General features: G+C 73.3%; 19 protein-coding genes. 13 read left to right on the forward strand and 6 right to left on the reverse strand.

The window, feature by feature from the left end; translation table 11 throughout:
- The first annotated feature begins 96 nt into the window (after positions 1-96).
- From glmM to CLV43_RS11875, 5 genes are all read left to right on the forward strand, one after another.
- Positions 97-1,431: a phosphoglucosamine mutase gene (gene glmM / locus CLV43_RS11855; protein WP_106187153.1), complete on the forward strand. Its 1,335-nt coding sequence runs from the start codon at positions 97-99 to the stop codon at positions 1,429-1,431.
- Between the two features lie 109 nt (positions 1,432-1,540).
- Positions 1,541-1,732 carry a hypothetical protein gene (locus CLV43_RS11860; protein ID WP_106187154.1) on the forward strand — a complete coding sequence of 64 codons (192 nt, stop codon included), beginning with the start codon at positions 1,541-1,543 and terminating at the stop codon, positions 1,730-1,732.
- A gap of 147 nt (positions 1,733-1,879) precedes the next feature.
- Entirely contained in the window at positions 1,880-2,188 is a 309-nt protein-coding gene (locus CLV43_RS11865; RefSeq protein WP_106187155.1) for a type VII secretion target, read from the forward strand.
- Entirely contained in the window at positions 2,188-4,944 is a 2,757-nt protein-coding gene (locus CLV43_RS47740) for a hypothetical protein (protein WP_170155809.1), read from the forward strand. Before CLV43_RS11865 ends, CLV43_RS47740 begins: the two co-directional genes overlap by 1 nt.
- The gene (locus CLV43_RS11875) at positions 4,941-5,447 is read left to right on the forward strand and encodes a hypothetical protein (RefSeq protein ID WP_106187156.1); all 507 of its coding nucleotides are present in this window, start codon (positions 4,941-4,943) and stop codon (positions 5,445-5,447) included. The genes CLV43_RS47740 and CLV43_RS11875 overlap by 4 nt, the downstream gene beginning before the upstream one ends.
- Before the next feature lie 52 nt (positions 5,448-5,499).
- Here the strand turns inward: CLV43_RS11875 and CLV43_RS48440 are convergent, their stop codons facing one another.
- Together CLV43_RS48440 and CLV43_RS11885 are read right to left on the reverse strand one after the other, a co-directional pair.
- Positions 5,500-6,204, reverse strand: coding sequence for a hypothetical protein (locus CLV43_RS48440; protein ID WP_211304331.1), 705 nt, complete (start codon positions 6,202-6,204; stop codon positions 5,500-5,502).
- Positions 6,205-6,268: 64 nt separating this feature from the next.
- Entirely contained in the window at positions 6,269-7,090 is an 822-nt protein-coding gene (locus CLV43_RS11885) for a dienelactone hydrolase family protein (RefSeq protein ID WP_106187157.1), read from the reverse strand.
- A gap of 145 nt (positions 7,091-7,235) precedes the next feature.
- Here CLV43_RS11885 and glmS point away from each other — a divergent pair, with 145 nt between their 5' ends.
- The 5 genes from glmS (at position 7,236) to tsaE (ending at position 13,286) form a co-directional block, all read left to right on the forward strand.
- Positions 7,236-9,098: a glutamine--fructose-6-phosphate transaminase (isomerizing) gene (gene glmS, locus CLV43_RS11890; RefSeq protein ID WP_106187158.1), complete on the forward strand. Its 1,863-nt coding sequence runs from the start codon at positions 7,236-7,238 to the stop codon at positions 9,096-9,098.
- Positions 9,099-9,161: 63 nt separating this feature from the next.
- Complete coding sequence (locus CLV43_RS11895; protein ID WP_106187159.1) at positions 9,162-10,565, forward strand: NAD(P)H-hydrate dehydratase; 1,404 nt, start codon at positions 9,162-9,164, stop codon at positions 10,563-10,565.
- Positions 10,566-10,573: 8 nt separating this feature from the next.
- A complete protein-coding gene (gene alr / locus CLV43_RS11900) occupies positions 10,574-11,710 on the forward strand; it encodes an alanine racemase (RefSeq protein WP_106187160.1) in 1,137 nt (378 codons plus the stop codon).
- Positions 11,707-12,813, forward strand: coding sequence for an alpha/beta fold hydrolase (locus tag CLV43_RS11905; RefSeq protein ID WP_106187161.1), 1,107 nt, complete (start codon positions 11,707-11,709; stop codon positions 12,811-12,813). The genes alr and CLV43_RS11905 overlap by 4 nt, the downstream gene beginning before the upstream one ends.
- Complete coding sequence (gene tsaE / locus CLV43_RS11910) at positions 12,810-13,286, forward strand: tRNA (adenosine(37)-N6)-threonylcarbamoyltransferase complex ATPase subunit type 1 TsaE (RefSeq protein ID WP_425445742.1); 477 nt, start codon at positions 12,810-12,812, stop codon at positions 13,284-13,286. The genes CLV43_RS11905 and tsaE overlap by 4 nt, the downstream gene beginning before the upstream one ends.
- A gap of 247 nt (positions 13,287-13,533) precedes the next feature.
- On the opposite strand, the gene CLV43_RS11915 is transcribed toward tsaE, so the two are convergent.
- From CLV43_RS11915 to CLV43_RS11930, 4 genes are read right to left on the reverse strand one after another with little or no spacing between them, the layout of a single operon-like run.
- A complete protein-coding gene (locus CLV43_RS11915) occupies positions 13,534-14,754 on the reverse strand; it encodes a carboxyl transferase domain-containing protein (protein WP_106187163.1) in 1,221 nt (406 codons plus the stop codon).
- Positions 14,751-16,097 (reverse strand): acyl-CoA synthetase, encoded by a 1,347-nt coding sequence (locus tag CLV43_RS11920; RefSeq protein WP_106187164.1) that lies wholly within the window; start codon positions 16,095-16,097, stop codon positions 14,751-14,753. Before CLV43_RS11920 ends, CLV43_RS11915 begins: the two co-directional genes overlap by 4 nt.
- 35 nt (positions 16,098-16,132) lie before the next feature.
- Positions 16,133-16,459 (reverse strand): thioredoxin family protein, encoded by a 327-nt coding sequence (locus tag CLV43_RS11925; RefSeq protein ID WP_170155810.1) that lies wholly within the window; start codon positions 16,457-16,459, stop codon positions 16,133-16,135.
- Complete coding sequence (locus CLV43_RS11930; protein WP_106187165.1) at positions 16,422-16,850, reverse strand: MerR family transcriptional regulator; 429 nt, start codon at positions 16,848-16,850, stop codon at positions 16,422-16,424. Before CLV43_RS11930 ends, CLV43_RS11925 begins: the two co-directional genes overlap by 38 nt.
- Positions 16,851-16,967: 117 nt before the next feature.
- Between CLV43_RS11930 and tsaB the strand changes: the two genes are divergently transcribed.
- Genes tsaB through tsaD form a run of 3 tightly spaced genes read left to right on the forward strand, consistent with a single transcriptional unit; the run spans position 16,968 to position 19,170 of the window.
- The gene (gene tsaB / locus CLV43_RS11935; protein ID WP_106187166.1) at positions 16,968-17,642 is read left to right on the forward strand and encodes a tRNA (adenosine(37)-N6)-threonylcarbamoyltransferase complex dimerization subunit type 1 TsaB; all 675 of its coding nucleotides are present in this window, start codon (positions 16,968-16,970) and stop codon (positions 17,640-17,642) included.
- Entirely contained in the window at positions 17,639-18,121 is a 483-nt protein-coding gene (rimI, locus tag CLV43_RS11940) for a ribosomal protein S18-alanine N-acetyltransferase (RefSeq protein ID WP_425445743.1), read from the forward strand. Before tsaB ends, rimI begins: the two co-directional genes overlap by 4 nt.
- A complete protein-coding gene (gene tsaD / locus CLV43_RS11945) occupies positions 18,118-19,170 on the forward strand; it encodes a tRNA (adenosine(37)-N6)-threonylcarbamoyltransferase complex transferase subunit TsaD (RefSeq protein ID WP_106187167.1) in 1,053 nt (350 codons plus the stop codon). Before rimI ends, tsaD begins: the two co-directional genes overlap by 4 nt.
- Positions 19,171-19,338: the final 168 nt, after the last annotated feature.

Consider the following 19,338-nt stretch of genomic DNA (forward strand, 5'->3'; position numbering starts at 1 on the left):
CCCTGCGGGAGCAGCCAGTTCTTCATCGAACTGCTGCTCCCGCAGTGCTTTCCGGCCCCTTTCGCTGTGCGGTTGATCACGGAGGATCCTCGGATCATGGCTCGCCTGTTCGGCACCGACGGAGTACGCGGTCTCGCCAATGCGGACCTCACCCCCGAACTGGCACTGTCCGTGGCCGCCGCCGCGGCACGGGTGCTCGCCGAGCACGACCGGACGCACCGCCCGGTGGCGCTGGTCGGCCGGGACCCGAGGGCCAGCGGCGAGATGCTGGAGGCCGCGGTCGTCGCGGGCCTGAGCTCCGCGGGTGCCGACGTGCTCCGCGTCGGCGTGCTGCCCACGCCCGCCGTCGCGTTCCTGGTCGCCGCGCTCGGCGCCGACGTCGGCGTGATGATCTCCGCCTCGCACAACGCCATGCCGGACAACGGCATCAAGCTGTTCGCCGCGGGCGGCCACAAGCTCCCGGACTCGGTCGAGGACGAGATCGAGGAGAAGATGCTCACCCACGACGGCCGCCCCACGGGCGCGGCCATCGGCCGGGTCCGCGACGTCGAGGACGCCGAGGGCCAGTACGTCGAGCACCTCCTCAAGATCACCCCGCACCGCCTCGAAGGCATCAAGGTCGTCGTGGACTGCGCGAACGGCGCCGCCTCGATCGCCGCGCCGGACGCCTACCGCCGCGCGGGCGCCGAGGTGGTCGAGATCAACTCGTCCCCGGACGGCCTGAACATCAACGACAACTGCGGCTCGACGCACCTCGACGTCGTGCGCGCCGCGGTCCTCGAGCACGGCGCCGACCTGGGCATCGCGCACGACGGCGACGCCGACCGGTGCCTCGCGGTCGACGCGCGGGGCAACGAGGTCGACGGCGACCAGATCATGGCCGTCATCGCCGTGGCCATGCGCGACGCCGGTGAGCTGACCGACAACACGCTGGTCGCGACCGTGATGAGCAACCTCGGCCTGCACATCGCCATGCGCGAGCAGGGCATCGCGCTGCGCACGACCGGGGTGGGCGACCGGTACGTGCTGGAGGAGCTGCGCGCCGGCGGTCTCGCCCTGGGCGGCGAGCAGTCCGGCCACGTCGTGCTCCCCGCGCACGCCACCACCGGCGACGGCCTGCTGACCGCGCTGCGGCTGATGGCGCGGATGGCCGAGACCGGCAAGACGCTGGCCGAGCTGGCCGCCGTGATGAGCAGGCTGCCGCAGGTCCTGATCAACGTCCGGGTGTCGGACAAGGCTCTGGTGGCGAAGGACGCGTCGGTGAACGACGCCGTGGCGCGGGTCACCACCGAGCTCGCCGACTCCGGTCGCGTGCTGCTGCGCCCGTCGGGCACCGAGCAGCTCGTCCGCGTGATGGTCGAGGCGACCAGCCACGAGGTCGCCGAGTCGGCCGCCCGCAGGCTCGCCGATGTGGTTTCCTCGGTGCACTAGCGCGGTGACCGCAGCCCCCCGCCGCCGGGGAGTTCCGTCGTCCAGGTGAGCGGCGGGGCCCGGCGCGGGTCGTGGTGACCGCGTCCAGGTCGAGATTCGGGGGGCGGGCGTGGTCAACCTGCTGTTGGGATTCGTCGTCGGTGCGCTGGTCGGCGGCGGGGTCGCGGTCGCGGTCCTGAAGGCGAAGCGGCAGCAGCCGTTCCCGCCCAACCAGGGCTACCCGCCCCAGCAGCACGGCTACCCGCAGCCGCCTCCTCCCCAGGGGCCGCAGCCGCCCCAGCAGCCGCCTCGCCAGTGGTGATCCGCTGCCGGCCGCGCCCGGTGGCTGTTTACTAAGGCAACCGACTGTCCCAACCGGCCTCCGCACGGCCGTTGGGCTGGGAGTCTTGGGCGGAACCCGGAGCGACATGGCCGCGTCTCACCGGGGACAAAGGGGAGGCAGGAGCACATGGCGGGTTACCAGGCCAATGCGGGCGAGATGATGTCGTCGGCGACCACCATCCAGGGGGTCGCCTCCGACGTCGAGGAGTACAAGGCGAAGGTCTCGGCGAGCGCGGTGTCGGCCGCCGACTTCGGTCGCGCGCACACCGCGGGCGGTTCGCGCTACCTCGCCGGGCTGCCGAAGATCGCCGAGGCGGTCGGCGCCCACTCCGCCGCGTTGAAGGGCCTCTCCGACAAGCTCCGCAACTCCGCCAACGGGTACGACTGGTCCGACACGGCGAACGCGCAGAACCTCGCCAACACCGGGGGCAAGTGATGGCTACTCCGTCCTGGGAAGACGTGAAGAAGGTCGTCGACAACCCCGCGGTGTCCACGGAGGACAAGAAGGCCCTCCTGCTGGCGTACTACACCAACGACGTCAAGGACGACATCACCGGTACGCACAACGACGAGCTCGAGGAGTACCTCGACGACTACGACATCTCGTGGGGCGACGGCCAGTGGCAGGCGACCAAGGACGCGATGCCGTGGGCGGACAGCTCGGAAGACCGGCTGAACAGCGCCTACGACAAGGGCAAGAAGGCCGCGGACGAGGGTGACGCGCGCAACGCCCAGCACGAGAAGGACAAGAAGGCCGGGCAGGACGTCCTGGACGGCTCCGCGCAGCGGGCGTCCGACGGCGGCGCCGGTGTCGCGAACTCCAACCAGCTGCTGGACGCGGGCAAGCCGGGCCTGAAGTACTTCGAGAACTTCCTGCCGGTGTACCAGTCCGCGCTGTCGGTCATCGACGGCGGCAAGGTCGACACGTCGGTCGACAACATGCACCGCCGCTACGACGAGCAGCGCGACATCGACTTCCACAAGATCGACATCGACATCGTCGAGCTGCACCAGGTCGCCCAGGACTCCCGCGACCGGCAGGGCGACGCCGAGAAGTCGATGAGCAAGCTCTGGTCCGGCTGGACGGGCAAGGCCGCCGACGCGTCGCGGAAGTTCGTGACCGACATGTCGAGCCGGGCCGCCACGCACGCCGAGGCCGTCGACCACATCGCCGAGGTCACCAGGGCCGCCTGCCACACCGTGTCCGGACTGGTGAACACCAAGGCCAGGACCATCCTCGAGGGCGTCCGGAACGTCAACGACATCGCGGGCCTGAGCCCCGACCAGATCAAGCAGGTCATCGACGGCGTGTTCTCCGAGGACGAGGCGCTGCTGCGGCGGGTCGCGGGCTTCGTGAAGTTCACGATCGACGACGGCGCCTGCGACGGCGACGTGTGGAAGGAGCAGGTCCGCAAGGAGTCCATGAAGTGGCTCAAGGGGACCTTCAAGCCCGACGTCGACGGCAAGTACGAGCAGTTCGACGCGATCTGCAAGTCCACCAAGGAGTCGGTCGACAAGGCGTGGGAAGAGGTCGGCAAGCAGGTCGACGCCTTCAACACCAAGCCGTTCGACCCGCCGAAGCAGGACGCGCCGCCGAAGCAGGACAACCCGCCCGCCAAGGACCACAGCGGCACCGGGAGCACCGGGACGAGCGGCACCGGCGGCACCGGGACCGGTGGCGGTGGCACCGGTGGCGGCGGCACGGGCGGTGGAGGTACCGGCGGTGGCGGCGGTGGGACCCCGCCGAGCACGCCGTCCATCCCGGAGATGCCGAAGCCGGAGAACCCGCTCGACAAGAACGGCGACGGGATCCCCGACGACGCCAACGGCGACGGCAAACCGGACGACCCGTCGGGCAGCGGCGGTGGTGGCGGTGGTGACGGCAAGGGCGAGGAGAAGAAGCCCGAGAGCGTCACGATCACCAGCGGTGCCAACGAGATCAAGGTCACGGAGCCGGACTCGCGCGGCCACGTGAAGATCACCGTCGACACGCCGAACTCGCCGCCGAAGACCTACGACCTCGACTTCAGCAAGAACCCCGAGGCGGCCAAGGCGCTGATGGGCGCGAACGGGGCGGCGGCGATCTCCCAGGCCCTCTCCGGCCAGGGCGGCGCCGGTGCCGGAGCGGGTGCGGGCACCACGCCCGGCAGCGCCCCGTCGGCCGGTGGCGCGACGCCGGTCGAGGCGGGCGCCGACGGCAAGGCCGTGATCGAGCTCGACGGCCTGACCATCACGACCGAGATCGACCCGCTGACCGGCGAGGTCAACATCTCGGTCGACGACGGCACGGGCGAGCCGCAGCAGTACGGCCTGGAGTTCGGCGACGACGACGGGTCCTCCGACCCCGAGGGCACCGACAAGTCCGGCGCCGACCGGGGACGGCCGGACTTCAGCACGATGCCCGCGTACGACAGCGGGCCGGGCTCCACCGACCCCGCGTTCGCCCAGGACGGCGGGCAGAGCCTCGGCGACCGCGTCTTCGAGCGCGAGTTCGGTGGCGGCCAGAGCTTCGGCGAGCCCGCGTTCGAGCGCGAGTTCGGTGGCCAGAGCTTCGCCGACCAGGGTTTCGGCGGGCAGGGTTTCGCCGACCAGGGCGGCCAGAGCTTCGCGGAACCGGCGCAGGCCCAGCAGTACGGCGGTCAGGGCTTCACCGACTCGGCGTTCGCGCAGAGCTTCAGCGAGCAGGGCTTCACCGATCCCGGGTTCGCGCAGCCGACGCCCGCGGCCGGGTTCAGCGAGCCCTTCGCGGGCGGGTTCTCCTCGTCCGACGGCGGCACGACGTCCACGGCGGGCGCCTCGGCGTTGGGGGACAGCAGCTTCGACCGCGCGGACTCCATGATCGGCCCGCAGGTCCCGCCGGCGGCCGCGGGCCCCGACCCGATGTGGGGTCCGCCGACGCCGAGCGGTGACGCGAGCCTCGCCGACACCACCGCGGCGCAGGCGGGTCAGCCCGGCTCGGCCACGCTGCCGTCCATCGGGGACGGTGCGGGCCAGGGTCAGGCCGTGCCTCCCGCGGGCGGCATGATGGGCGGCGGGATGATGGGCGGCGGCCAGCCCGGCGGAGGGCAGCAGGGCGGCAGCGGTGACTCCGAGCGCGGCGCGAGCCAGTGGCGCACCACGGGGTCGCTGTTCGACGACGAGGCCGGCCTCGGTCGGCTCCAGGGCGTGCTCGGGGAGGACAACGCGAGATGACCGGTTTCGAGTCGCTGGAGAGCGTCAAGCGCAAGCTCGCGGGGATCACGTCGGAGCACTCGGCGCGGATGGAGCTCGCCACCCGCAAGCTCGCCGAGACCGACAAGGCGACCGCCGAGAGCCACAAGGAGTTCGTCGACAAGCAGAAGCGCGTCGTCGAACGCCTGCGCGAGATGGCGAAGGCCCAGCGCGAGGGCGCGGCCAAGAAGCCCGACAGCGAGCTCAACTTCGTGGTCGACGACGAGTCCGGGCCGGACGAGCTGGCGGAGGAGATCGCCGCGCTGGAGCGCGCCCGGATCGCCCGCGCCTCGCGGACCGAGGAGGGCTCGTTCCTCCAGGCCGCCCCGTCCGCGGGCCCGAGCCGCTGGGGCCGCGAGCACCCGGCGCCCGAACCCGTCGCGCAGGCCCCGGTCCGGCCGCTCCCGCCGGTCCGCCAGCCGCCGCCGCGCCGCCCGGTGACCGATGACGACGACGACTTCGGCAACGAGAGCTACCTCACCTGAGCCGGTGAACAGCAAGGGCCTCCCCGCCACGGCGGGGAGGCCCTTGTCACGTCTACTGCCGCGGTGGCCCGTACCCCTGCTGGGGTGGGCCCTGGCCGGTGGGCGGGGGTCCGTAGCCCGCCGGTGGCCCGTAACCGGGAGGCGGGCCCTGTCCTTGCGGGGGGCCGTATCCGGGCTGCGGAGGGCCGTAACCCGGTGCGGGCGGCCCGTACCCCGTCCCCGGTCGCGCGGGACCCGGCTGCTGGGGCGTTCCGCGCAGCGCGCCCATGACGGGCGGCAGCACCGCGAGGATCGCGACGGCCACCCCGAGCACGAGCGCGGTCACCTGGACGCCGTCGACGCCCACCCCGGTGAAGCCCCAGTAGTTCAGGTACACGACGTTCAGCACGAGCGGCGCGACCCCGAGCAGTGCCGCGAGGCCGACCACCAGCACGCCCGCGACCTTCTTCGAGAGCAGCAGGACCGCTCCCGCCAGGAAGGCCGCGAACGGCAGGAAACGGGCCCACTCCTGGAGGTTCGCGAGCAGCGACAGCGTGCCGGGGTCACCGCCGGTCTGCCGCATCATCACGTCGACCAGCTCCGGCGCGGTGTCCGGCTCGTTCTCGTGCAGCAGGCCGATCAGGCCGAGCACGCCCCAGAAGATCCCGACCCCGGCCGCGCCGACCGCCGCGATCACGACGAACGCCGTGTTCCCGCCGCGCGGCGGGGCGGGCGGCGGTTGCTGCGGCCACCCCGGTTGTTGCTGTCCTGGCATCACGCGCTCGACGGTAGCGGGTCGTCCGGCCCGCGAGTGCCGTGTCGGCGCAGGTCCACCCGGTTGGTCAGTGCCTCGCCCGCGCCAGCGCCGCGCGCTGGTAGGACAGGACCGCGCCCTTGACGTCGTTGTCCAGCAACGCGTCGAAGCGCTTGTCGTCGGTCAGGGTGCGCAGCAGGAAGGCCGTCGTGAACGCCTTCGCCATCTTGTTCGCCGCGCGCTCGCCCTTGCCGTCCAGCAGGAGCTCGCTCCAGTGCCTGCCCTCGGCGAACCCGAGGTGGCCGACCTTGGGCAGCGTCCGCACCTGCACCGGGCCGAGCCACGCCTCCGCGATGGCCTCGCTGTGCCCGACCGGCGGCGCGATCCGGTCCTCGCCCGCCGCGAGGTGCAGCCCTGGCACGGTGACCCGGCGCGCGGCGTCCAAAGCGGACGGTCGGGTCTCGGTGGCCGCCAACGTGATCACGGCCTTGACCCGCTCGTCGTCGGCCGCGGCCAGCACGGCGGCGCCACCGCCGAGCGAGTGGCCCGCGACCGCGAGCTTGGCCGGGTCGACGCTGATGCCGCCGTCGCCGAGCCGCACGCCCGCGCAGACGTCGAGGGTGGTGCTGAGGTTCGCGGCGTGCAGCCGGGCGGACAGCAGCGGCCCGCGCTGGGTGTTCGGCGCGGCCGCGACGAAACCCCACGACGCGAGGTGGCGCAGCAGGCCGAGGTAGCGGCCGACGGGCTGGAGCCAGCCGTGGCCGAACGCGACGGCGGGCAGCCCGAGCCCGGAGGCGGGGGTGAACACCTCGCCGGGCAGCCCGACGAGAGCCAGGTCGCCCCGCAGCACCTCGTGCCCGCCGGGCTTGCTGAGCTGGTCCAACGCCTGCTTCGCCGAGTAGCCGCTCACCCCTGGAACCGTAGTCGATCGGCGGGTTTCCCGAGACTCGCGCCACACCTCGACATTGGTCTACACCAAATGTGCGCGTGACCTGGGCAAATCCGAGCTGCTCACACTTTCAGGTTACGGCCGTGGTCTAGCTACGCTGTCCCCCGTGTGCGGAATCGTGGGATACGTGGGTCACCGGTCAGCGCTGGACGTCGTGCTCGACGGGCTGAGGCGGATGGAGTACCGGGGGTACGACTCGGCGGGCGTCGCCGTGCTCGACGGCGACGGCGGTCTGACCGTCGAGCGCAAGGCCGGACGGCTGGCCAACCTGGAGGCCCGGCTCGACGAGGTCGGCCGGGACGCCTTCGCGGGCACCTCCGGCATGGGCCACACCCGCTGGGCCACGCACGGCGCCCCGGTCGACCGGAACTCCCACCCGCACCGGGACGGGACCGGCAAGGTCGCCGTCGTCCACAACGGCATCATCGAGAACTTCATCGCGCTGCGCACCGAGCTCGAGGGCTTCGGCGTCGAGATGGCCAGCGACACCGACTCCGAGACCGCCGCGCACCTCGTCGCGCGGGCCTACGCCGAGGGCGGCACCGCCGGTGACCTGACCGAGAGCGTCCGCGCCGTGGTCCGCAGGCTCGAAGGCGCGTTCACGCTGGTCGTGACGCACGCCGACGTGCCGGACCAGGTCGTCGCGGCCCGCCGCTCCTCGCCGCTCGTGGTCGGCGTCGGCGAGGGCGAGCACTTCGTCGCCTCGGACGTGTCCGCGTTCATCGAGCACACCCGCCAGGCCGTCGAGCTGGGCCAGGACCAGGTCGTCGTGATCACCGCCGACGGCTACGAGGTCACCGACTTCCACGGCGAGCCCGCCACCGCGAAGCCGTTCACCGTGGACTGGGACCTGTCGGCCGCCGAGAAGGGCGGCCACGACTACTTCATGCTCAAGGAGATCGAGGAGCAGCCGGAGGCGCTCGCCAACACGCTGCGCGGGCACTTCGACGGCGGCCGGATCATCCTCGACGAGCAGCGGCTGTCCGACCAGGACCTGCGCGACGTCGACAAGGTGATCGTCGTGGCCTGCGGCTCGGCCTACCACTCCGGCCTGATCGCCAAGTACGCCATCGAGCACTGGACCCGGCTCCCCGTGGAGGTCGAGCTGGCCAGCGAGTTCCGCTACCGCGACCCGGTGCTCGACCGCGACACGCTCGTCGTCGCCGTCTCGCAGTCCGGTGAGACCGCGGACACCCTCGAGGCCGTCCGGCACGCCCGCGAGCAGAAGGCCCGCGTGCTGGCGGTGTGCAACACCAACGGCGCGCAGATCCCGCGCGAGTCCGACGCCGTGCTCTACACCCACGCCGGGCCCGAGATCGGGGTGGCGTCGACCAAGGCGTTCCTCGCCCAGATCGCGGCGAACTACCTGGTCGGCCTGGCCCTGGCGCAGGCCCGCGGCACCAAGTACCCGGACGAGGTCGCCCGCGAGTTCCGCGAGCTGGAGGCCATGCCCGACGCCGTCGCGCGGGTCCTCGGCACGACCGAGCAGGTCCGCGCGCTCGGCCGCGAGCTGGCCGACTCGAAGGCGGTGCTGTTCCTCGGCCGCCACGTCGGCTACCCGGTGGCCCTCGAAGGCGCGCTGAAGCTCAAGGAACTGGCGTACATGCACGCCGAGGGCTTCGCTGCCGGTGAGCTCAAGCACGGCCCGATCGCGCTGATCGAGGAGGGCCTGCCGGTCGTCGTGGTCATGCCCTCGCCCAAGGGCCGCGCGGTGCTGCACTCGAAGATGGTGTCCAACATCAGCGAGATCCAGGCCCGCGGCGCCCGCACGATCGTGATCGCCGAGGAGGGCGACGAGACGGTCCGGCCGTTCGCCGACCACCTCATCGAGATCCCGGCCGTGCCGACGCTGCTCCAGCCGCTCATCTCCACGGTGCCGCTCCAGGTGCTCGCCGCCGAGATCGCCCGCAGCCGCGGCTACGACGTCGACAAGCCCCGCAACCTCGCGAAGTCCGTCACCGTCGAGTAGGCCCTTCCCGGCTGTGCGGCGCGTCACGTGTCGCACAGCCGGGGGGTGGCAAGGTATGTGGGCATGCGCGGTCTGTGGAACACCGAACACGTGAAGGCGGCCGAGGCCCGGCTGCTGGCCAGGACCCCGGAGGGCTCGCTCATGCGGCGGGCCGCCTTCGGGGTGGCCACGGTGGCCCTGGAGCTGCTGGCGGGCCGCAGGCGGGTGGGTCTGCTGGTCGGCTCGGGCGACAACGGCGGCGACGCGCTGTGGGCCGGGTACTACCTGCGCCGCCGGGGTGTCGCCGTGTTCGCCGTCCTGCTGAGCCCGGAGCGCGCGCACGCCGAGGGGCTGGCCGCGTTCCGCAAGGCGGGCGGGCGGGTCGTCGACAAGCTGCCCGAGGTGGACCTCGCCGTCGACGGCGTCGTGGGCCTGTCCGCGCGCGGCCCGCTGCGCCCCGAGGCCGCCGAGCACGTCGCGGGCGTGACGGCGCCGTTCCTGGCGGTCGACCTGCCCAGCGGCGTCGACCCGGACACCGGTGTCACCGGCGGCCCGTTCGTCGAGGCGGCCACCACCGTCACGTTCGGCTGCCTCAAGCCGGTGCACGCCCTGGCCGACTGCGGTGACGTGCGGCTGGTCGAGTTCGGCCTGCGGCCCGAGCTGCCCGGCCCGGACCTGATGGAGCTGGAGCGCGAGGACATCGCGTTCGCCTGGCCCGTGCCCGGTGCGGGCGACGACAAGTACACCCAGGGCGTCACGGGCATCGCCGCTGGCTCGGCGACCTACCCCGGCGCGGCCGTGCTGGCGACCGGCGCCTCGGTGCTGGCCACCTCCGGCATGGTCCGCTACGCCGGGCAGGCCGCCGACGCCGTGCGGGCCCGCTGGCCCGAGTCCATCTGCACCGGCTCGATCACCGACGCGGGCCGCGTGCAGGCCTGGTCCGTCGGGCCGGGTCTCGGCACCGGCCTGAGCGCGGAGAACGTGCTCAAGTACGTCCTGGAGGCCGGTGTCCCGGTGTGCGCGGACGCCGACGCGATCACGATGTTCGCCAACAACCCGGACCTGTGGGACGCCCGCGACCCGGACACCGCGGTGGTGCTCACGCCGCACGACCGCGAGTACGCCCGGCTGATGGGCGAGGACGTCGGCGACGACCGGGTGGCCGCCGCCCGGCGGGCCGCCGCGCGCTTCAACGCCGTTGTGCTGCTCAAGGGCAACACGACGATCATCGCCGACCCCGGCGGCGCGGTCGCGGTCAACCGGTCCCGGTCGTCGTGGCCCGCGACGGCGGGCTCCGGCGACGTGCTGTCCGGCGTGATCGGCTCGCTGCTCGCGGCGGGCGTGTACCCGCTGCTCGCCGCGGCCAGCGCGGCCCACGTGCACTCGCTGGCCGGTGAGCTGGCCGCGAACGGCGCGCCGATCCCGGCGTCGTCGCTGATGGCCGCCATTCCGGACGCGATTCGGTCCGTGCGGGCTGTGACACCATGATTGGTGCCATGGTTGCCCCCACCCCCCGCGCCGAGGTCGTAGTCGACCTCGCCGCCTTCCGCCGCAACGTCGCCGTGCTGGCCGGTCTGGCCGACCGCACGGGCGCGGCGACCATGGTCGTGGTCAAGGCCGACGGCTACGGCCACGGCGCCGTCGACGTGGGGCGCGCCGCGCTCACCGCGGGCGCCACGTGGCTCGGCGCTTGCTCGCTGGCCGAGGCCCTGGTGCTGCGCGAGGCGGGCATCACCGCGCGCGTGCTGTCGTGGCTGGACCTGCCCGGTGAGGACTTCGCCGCCGGGGTGGCCGCCGACGTGGACATCTCGGTCGCCTCGACCCGGATGCTGCGCGTCGTCGCCGAGGCCGCCCGCCGGGTCGGCAGGCGCGCCCGTGTGCACCTCAAGATCGACACCGGGCTGTCCCGCAACGGCTGCCAGCCCGCGGACTGGCCCGCGCTCGTCGCGGAGGCCGCCGGCACCCCGGACGTCGAGGTCGTCGCGATCTGGTCGCACCTCGCGTGCGCCGACGAGATCGGCCACCCGTCGATCAGCCTCCAGGCCGAGCGGTTCGACGCGGCCTACCGGCAGTCCCTCGCGGCGGGCCTGCGGCCGATGCGGCACATCGCCAACTCGGCCGCCCTGATCACCCGCCCCGACCTGCACTTCGACCTCGTGCGGCCCGGCATCGCCGCGTACGGGCTGAACCCCGTCCACGTCCCGCTCGACCTGCGCCCGGTGATGACGTTCCGCGCGGGCGTCGCGCTGACCAAGCGCCTCCCGGCGGGCGAGTCCGTGTCGTACGGCCTGACCTGGACGACCCCGGTCGACACCACGATCGCCCTGGTCCCCGCCGGTTACGCCGACGGCGTCCCGCGCAGCCTCTCGGGTCGGATGGAGGTGCTGCTGCACGGCAGGCGGCTGCCGGTCGTCGGCCGGGTCTGCATGGACCAGATCATGGTCGACTGCGGCGACCTGCCGGTCCGGGAGGGCGACGAGGTCGTCCTGTTCGGCCCCGGCGACCGCGGCGAGCCGACCGCGCGCGAGTGGGCCGACGCGATCGGCACCATCGACTACGAGATCGTCACCGGCATGCACCGGCCGCGCCTGCGCCGCACGTACGCGGGCGTCCCCGAGCTGGTCGAGACATGAGCGCCCTCTGGAAGACCGTCGGCTGGGCGGGCGGTGTCCTCGGCGCGGCCGCGACGGGTGTCGCGGTCGGCGCGGCCGCGCACCGCAAGAAGGTGTCGCAGGAGCGCCGCAAGACCGACGACCCGCTGGCGGGCGAACCGCTCGGCGAGCTCCGGCCGGACCACGAGTCCACCGTGGCCGCCGACGACGGCGTGCCGCTGTCGGTGGAGGAGGTCCTGCCGGAGAGCGGCGCGGACCCGGAGCTGACCGTCGTCCTCGTGCACGGCTTCGCCCTCGACCGGCGCTGCTGGCACTTCCAGCGCCGCGACCTCGCGAAGCTGGAGGACCCGCCGGTCCGCCAGGTCCTCTACGACCAGCGCAGCCACGGCCGTTCGGGCCGGTCGACGGCCGAGGGCAGCACCATCGAGCAGCTGGCCCACGACCTCGACGCGGTGATCCGCGCCGTCGTGCCCGACGGCCCGCTCGTCCTGGTCGGCCACTCCATGGGCGGCATGACGATCATGGCCCTCGCCGAGTCCCGCCCCGAGCTGTTCGCCGACCGCGTCCGCGGCGTCGCCCTCGTCGGCACGGCCGCCGGCGCCGTCGGCGGCGCGGGCCTGTCCAAGTCCGTGCTGTCCCGGTACAACCCCGTCACGCTGGGCGTCGGCCGCCTGGCCGGCATCCAGCCGGGGTTCGTCGAGTGGGCGCGGCGGCGGGCCGACAAGGTCACCTGGGGCGGCATCAGGCTGCTGGCGTTCGGCGACCGCAAGGTCAGCCCGCTGCTGGTGGACCTGATGGAGAAGATGATCAACCAGACCTCGGTGAAGGTGCTGACGGAGTTCCTGGAGACCCTGGGCACCCACAACCGGTACCGGGCGCTCGCGGGCCTGCGGCACTGCGAGGTGCTGGTGATCAGCGGCGACGCGGACCGGCTCACGCCGTTCTCGCACGCCGAGCGGATGGCCGAGGAGATGCCCGACGGCGAGCTCGTCCGAGCACCCGGCGCGGGCCACATGGTGATGCTGGAACAGCCCGGTCTCGTGACCGGGCACCTGATCGGGTTGATTCGGCGGTCCGCCGTCGAGCAGGACGGAAGTCGACGGCGATGGTGGCGACGGGCGTGAGCACGACGGTGGAGCTTCCCCTGGTGGAGGACACCGAGGACTTCGGACGCAGGCTGGGGGAGGTGCTGCACGGCGGCGACCTCCTGCTGCTCGCCGGCCCGCTCGGCGCGGGCAAGACCGCCTTCGTCCGCGGCCTCGCCGACGGCCTCGGCGTGCTCGGCCGGGTCAGCTCACCGACCTTCGTGATCGCCCGCGTGCACGAGGCGGGCGAACGCGGCGTGGCCCTGGTCCACGTCGACGCCTACCGCCTGGGCGGCGAACTGGCCGAGCTCGACGACCTCGACCTCGACACCGACCTGCTCGACGCCGTGGTCGCCGTCGAATGGGGCGAGGGGTTGGCGGAGCGGCTGTCCGAGGACCACCTGCTGATCAGGCTGGAACGACAGGAGGACGACGTCCGCGTCGCCCACCTGGAACCGCACGGGTCCTGGGTGGGACGGGAGCTGCCGGTCCGGGGGCCAGGTCGGGGTTGATCGCGGGGTTGATCGCGGTTGCCGAGCTTGATTGGCCGTGTGGGGGTCAAGACCCGTGGTGGTGTGGCCGATTTGACTTGGGGCCCCTTTTTTGGGCTTCGTCGGGCGAAAAAGGGCAGGTGGTAGAGCCTGCCCGCCGACTAATTGTAAGCCCAAAAACCCCAAGTCAAATCGACCACGGTTCGTGTTCGTCCTGCTTTCCAGCGGCTTGGGCGGGTCGGCCTTCGGGCTGGTCGCCTTCCAGCGGCTACGCCCCGGCCACCCCCCGAACCACCCCCAGCTCCACCAGGTCCTGCGGGCGCAGCTTCAACTGGTCCGCGGTGGCCGCCACCTGGTCGTCCCCCCGCTTCAGGATCGCCACGGCCAACTCCGGGGCGATCACCGAGAAGTAGGCGTCCGGGGCGATCCACGTCTGGTCCGGTGAGGACAGCGCCAGCGCGCCGCCGGACCCGCCTTCCCCGATGACCAGCGTCGTGATCGGCACGCGTGCCGAGGCCACCGTCCCGAACAGCTCCGCGATCGCGGGTCCGATGCCCGCGCGTTCGGCGGCCGCGTCGTTGGCCGCGCCGGGGGTGTCCACGAGCGTGAGCACCGGTAGTCCCAGGCGTTCCGCCAAGCGGATCACGCGGCTGGCGGTGCGGAAGCCCGCGGGGGTGTTGGCGGTGCCGGTCTGGGCGGCGTAGACGACCGCGCGGCCCTCGTGCAGGCCGATGCCGCACAGCATGCCCGGATCGACGCCGCCCGCGCGGTCGCCGCTGAACGGGACGCGGGCGGAGAAGAAGTCGTCCAGGTAGGCGGGGGCGCGGGGGCGTTCGGGGGCGCGGGCGCGGGTGACGGCGTCCCAGCCGTCGGCGGGCAGGTCGGTCCGGCCCAGTGCCCTGGGGACCGAGGCGGGGCGCAGGTCGCCGCCCATCAGCAGGGGCAGCAGGGTGCCGAGCACGCCGCCGAGCTCCTCCGGTGGCACGACCAGGTCGACGGCGCCCGCGGCGAACTGGCCCTCGCTGGTGTAGGCGGGGTCGGGGCCGGGGCGGACGCGGCTGCCCGCGAAGCCGACCTGGGCGCCGGGGACGGCGAGCACCACGTCGGCGCTCGCACCGAGGGACGCCCAGATGCCGCCGGTGGTGGGGTCGCAGAGCACGGACACGTGCGGCAGGCCCGCGTCGGCGTGCTGGGCGCACAGGTAGGCGATGCGCTGGAGCTGGCGCAGGGAGGCCATGCCCTCCTGCATGCGGCTGCCGCCGGTGGCGATCACCGAGACGACGGGCAGGCCCTCCTCGCGGGCGTCGGTGAAGGCCTCCTCGACGAGGTCGCCGGTGGCGGTGCCGACGGAGCCGCCGAGGAAGCGGAAGTCGAAGGAGAGGGCGACCGCGTCGGTCCGCCGCTCCCACGAGACCGACTCGTCGTGGCCGGTCCTGGACCGGGCCCGGCCGAGCTGCGCGCCGTAGCCCGCCCAGCCCAGCGGGTTCATGCGCCGAGCGAACGCTTGAGGACCTTGCCCATGTCGTTGCGCGGCAACGCCTCCAGGAAGCGCACCACCCGAGGTCGTTTGTGCGGCGACAGCAGCCGGGCGACGTGGTCGCTCAGCTCGGCCTCGGCCGGGAAAGCGCCCGCGGCCGGGACGACCCAGGCCACGATCCGCTCGCCGAGGTCGTCGTCCGGTTCGCCGGTGACCGCGACCTCGGCGACGTCGGGGTGCTCCAGCAGGGCGTTCTCGATCTCGCCCGCGCCGATCTTGTAACCGCCGCTCTTGATCAGGTCCGTCGCGCGCCTGCCGACGATCCGCAGGTAGCCGTCGGGGTCGCGGACCGCCATGTCGCCGGTGCGGAACCAGCCGTCGTGCAGCGCGGCGGCGGTGGCGTCGGGGCGGTTGAGGTACTCCAGGAACAGGTTGGGGCCGCGGACCTCGATCTCGCCGATCTCGCCGCCCTCGTCGACCAGCCGCACGTCCACGCCGTCCAGCGGCGGCCCGACGGTGCCCGGACGGCGGTCGCCGGAGGCGCGCACGCTGGTGTTCATCAGGGTCTCGGTCATCCCGTACCGCTCGACCACCTGCTGGCCGGTCACCGCGGTGATGCGCCCGTGCACGGTCGCCGGGAGCGCGGCCGACCCGGACACCAGCAGCCGGGCGGCGCGGAAGCCCGCGGCCAGCGACGGGTCGGCCTCGACCTCGGTGGCCACGCGGGAGTACATCGTCGGCACGCCGAACATCACGCCGCCGCCGCTCAGCGCCTCGGAGGCCGCGGCGACGGAGAACCGGCCGAGGTGGTGGACGGTCCCGCCGCGCCGCAGCGGGCCGAGCACGCCGAGGCCGAGGCCGTGCACGTGGAACAGCGGCAGCGCGTGCACGACCACGTCGTCGGCGGTCCACTCCCACGCGGCGGCCAGCGCGTCGAGGTTGCTGGCCAGCGCCCGGTGCGGCAGCACGACGCCCTTGGGCGGCCCGGTGGTCCCCGAGGTGTAGACGACCAGCGCGGGCGTCTCGCCGTCGAGCTCCCGCACCTCGGCGGGCGGGCCGGAGGGCAGCGTCCCGTCCAGCACCAGGTCGGGGGAGCTGTCGGACATGATGTGCGCCAGCTCGCGCTCGCCGATCTTCGGGTTGATCGGCACGACCGGCACCCCGGCGAGCAGGGCGCCGACGACGGCGACGCACGTCTGCACCGTCGGGTGCGCCCACACGGCCACCCGGCCGACGCCCTCCAGGCCGCCCGCCACCTCGCGGGCCGCGTCGGCCAGCTCCCGGTAGGTCAGCGACCTCTCCGGGAAGCGCAGGGCGGCTGTGTCGTCGGGTGCGGCGAGCGCGGGGAACAACATCCGTCAACGATGCCGCACCCCGAGCCCGCCGTGCATCACAAGTGTGGTTCGAGCCACGCCAGCAGGTGGATCTTCGGCTTGGCGCCCACCAGCTGGGCCACCAGCACGCCGTCCTTGTACAGCTGCAGCGTCGGCGCGGACATCACCCGGAGGTCGCGGGCCGTGCGCGGGCTGGCGTCGAGGTCGACCTTCGCCACGGTCAGCGCGTCCGGCATCTCGGCCGCGATCTGCTCCAGCACGGGCTCGACCATCCGGCACGGGCCGCACCAGTCGGCGCCGAACTCGACGAGGACGGTGCCCCGGCTCACGGCCTCGGTGAACGTGTCATCGGTCAGGGTCTTCAGCGTTGTCGCCGTGGTCAAGGTCGCTCCCAGCGCTCGTCGGGCAAACCGGTGTGGTGAAGGGCAGCTCGGCCAGCGCCAGCTGGTCGCGCAGGCGCTCGCGCACCGCGCTCATCCGGCCGATCAGCTCGTCGAGCTCGGCGAGCTTGCGCCGGTAGACCGCGACCGAGGCCGGGCACGAGTCCCCGGTGGGGTGCCCCGTGCGCAGGCAGTCCAGGAACGGCCTGGTCTCCTCCAGCGCGAACCCGATGCCGGTCAGCGACCGGATCTCGGAGACCAGCCGCAGGTCCGACTGGTCGTACTCGCGGTGCCCGTTGGCGCCGCGCCGCGCGGGCAGGAGCCCCTGCGCCTCGTAGTAGCGCAGCGCCCTGGTCGTCGTCCCGGCCAGCTCCGCCAGTTCCCCGATGCGCATCCCGACCCCGTCCGTGCCCGGCCCGGCCGTCGAGCCGCGCCCTTCGAAAGCGATGCTCCACCTTGACGCCGACGTCAAGGCAAGGACCGTTCGCGAACACCCGTACCCTTGACAACCGTGCTCGTGCTCGCCATCGATACCGCCACACCCGCGGTCACCGCCGGTGTGGTCGACCTGACGGCTGATTCGCCGCCCCGACTCCTCGCCCAGCGGGTGACGCTCGACGCGAAGGCCCACGGCGAGCTGCTCACCCCCCACCTCACCGACGCCCTCGCCGAGGCGGGCCGGACGTTCGCCGACGTCGACGCGATCGTCGTCGGAGCCGGTCCCGGCCCGTTCACCGGGCTGCGGGTCGGCCTGGTCACGGCCGCCGCGCTGGGCCAGGCCCTCGGGAAGCCGGTGTACCCGGTGCCCACCCCCGACGCCGTCGCGCTCGCCGCCGCGACCGGTGAGCCGCTGCTCGTCGCCACGGACGCGCGCCGCCGCGAGGTCTACTGGGCCGTCTACGACGCGGCGGGCGTCCGGGTCGACGGGCCCGGTGTCGACCGCCCCGCCGACCTGGCCGAACGCGGCCTGGACGTGCGCGCCGCCGTGGGGGAGGGGGCCGTGCTCTACGCCGACGTCCTCGGCTTCCCGGTCGTCGGCCCGCACCACCCGACACCGGTCGCGCTGGTCGCGGTCGCCGCCGCCGACGTGCTCGCCGGTGCCGAGCCCGGCCCGCTGACCCCGCTGTACCTGCGCAGGCCCGACGCCGTGGAGCCGGTCGGCCGCAAGAGGGTGACGCGGGCATGAGCGGCGCGAGCCTGGTGACGATCTCGCCGCTGCGCCGCGAGGACGTGCCGCGCTGCGTGGAGATCGAGCACGAGCTGTTCCCCGGCGACGACCCGTGGAGCGCGACGTCGTTCCTGTCCGAGATGGCGGTGGGCAACCACTACCTCGGCGCCTACCTGCCCGACGGCACCCTGATCGGCTACGGCGGCCTCGCCGTCGTCGGTCGGAGGCCGGACTTCGAGGCGAGCGTCCACACCCTGGCCGTGGACCTCGGCCACCACCACTCCGGCATCGGCAAGCGGCTGCTGCGGGCACTGCTGGAGCGCGCCGACGAGGTGCGCGCCCCGGTGTTCCTGGAGGTGCGCACGGACAACGCGCCCGCCATCGCCCTCTACGTCGCGCACGGCTTCGAGAAGATCGGCCTGCGCCGCCGCTACTACCAGCCGTCCGGTGCCGACGCGTACACGATGGCCCGGCCCGCCGTGAGGGAAAACCCGTGACCGACAGGCTCATCCTCGGCATCGAGAGCTCGTGCGACGAGACCGGTGTCGGCATCGTCCGGCTCGGCCCCGACGGCGCGCTGGAGCTGCTCTCCGACGAGGTCGCGTCCAGCGTCGAGCAGCACGCCCGGTTCGGCGGCGTCGTGCCCGAGGTCGCGAGCCGCGCCCACCTGGAGGCCATGGTCCCGACCATGCGCCGCTCGCTGGAGATCGCGGGCGTCGAGCTGTCCGACGTGGACGCGATCGCCGTGACCGCCGGTCCCGGTCTCGCGGGCGCGCTGCTGGTGGGGGTCTCCGCCGCGAAGGCGTACGCCGCCGCGCTGGGCAAGCCGCTCTACGGCGTCAACCACCTGGCGGGCCACGTCGCCGCCGACACCCTGGAGCACGGCCCGCTGCCCGACCGCTGCCTCGCGCTGCTGGTCTCCGGCGGCCACTCCCAGCTGCTGCTGGTCGAGGGGCTGGCGCACAAGATCACCGAGCTGGGGTCGACCGTCGACGACGCCGCGGGCGAGGCCTACGACAAGGTCGCCCGCCTGCTCGACCTGCCCTACCCCGGCGGCCCGCCGATCGACAGGCTGGCCAAGACCGGCAACGGCTGCGCGATCGCGTTCCCGCGCGGCCTCACCGGCCCCCGCGACAACCGCTACGACTTCTCGTTCTCCGGTCTGAAGACGGCCGTGGCCCGCTGGGTCGAGCGCAGCGAGAAGGCCGGTGACGAGCTCCCGCTCGCCGACGTGGCCGCGTCGTTCCAGGAGGCCGTCGCCGACGTCCTCACCATGAAGGCCGTCCGGGCCTGCAAGGACCTGGGCATCGACACCCTCGTCGTCGCGGGCGGCGTCGCCGCCAACTCCCGCATCTCCGGCCTCGCCGCCGAGCGCTGCGCGGAGGCGGGCATCGACCTGCGGGTACCCCGCCCGAAGCTGTGCGGCGACAACGGTGCCATGATCGCGGCCATCGGCGCGCACCTCGTCGCGGCGGGCGCCGAGCCGTCCCCGGTCGACCTGTCGACGACCCCCGGTCTGCCGGTGGGCACGATCCAGGTCCGCTGATTTCGGGGCTGCTCCGAACAGCCGACCACGGCCCTCGTTGAAGCATTGGCACTCAAGTGGGTAGAGTGCTAATCACACGGCGCCAGCACCGCCCCGACCCCCGCGACGGCGGGGTGGCAGGAGCCGTACCAACCTGCCAACGCTTTCAATGACCGTGGAGGTCAGCCC

The organism is Umezawaea tangerina, assembly GCF_003002815.1.
In the GTDB taxonomy this organism is placed as follows: Bacteria; Actinomycetota; Actinomycetes; order Mycobacteriales; family Pseudonocardiaceae; genus Umezawaea; species Umezawaea tangerina.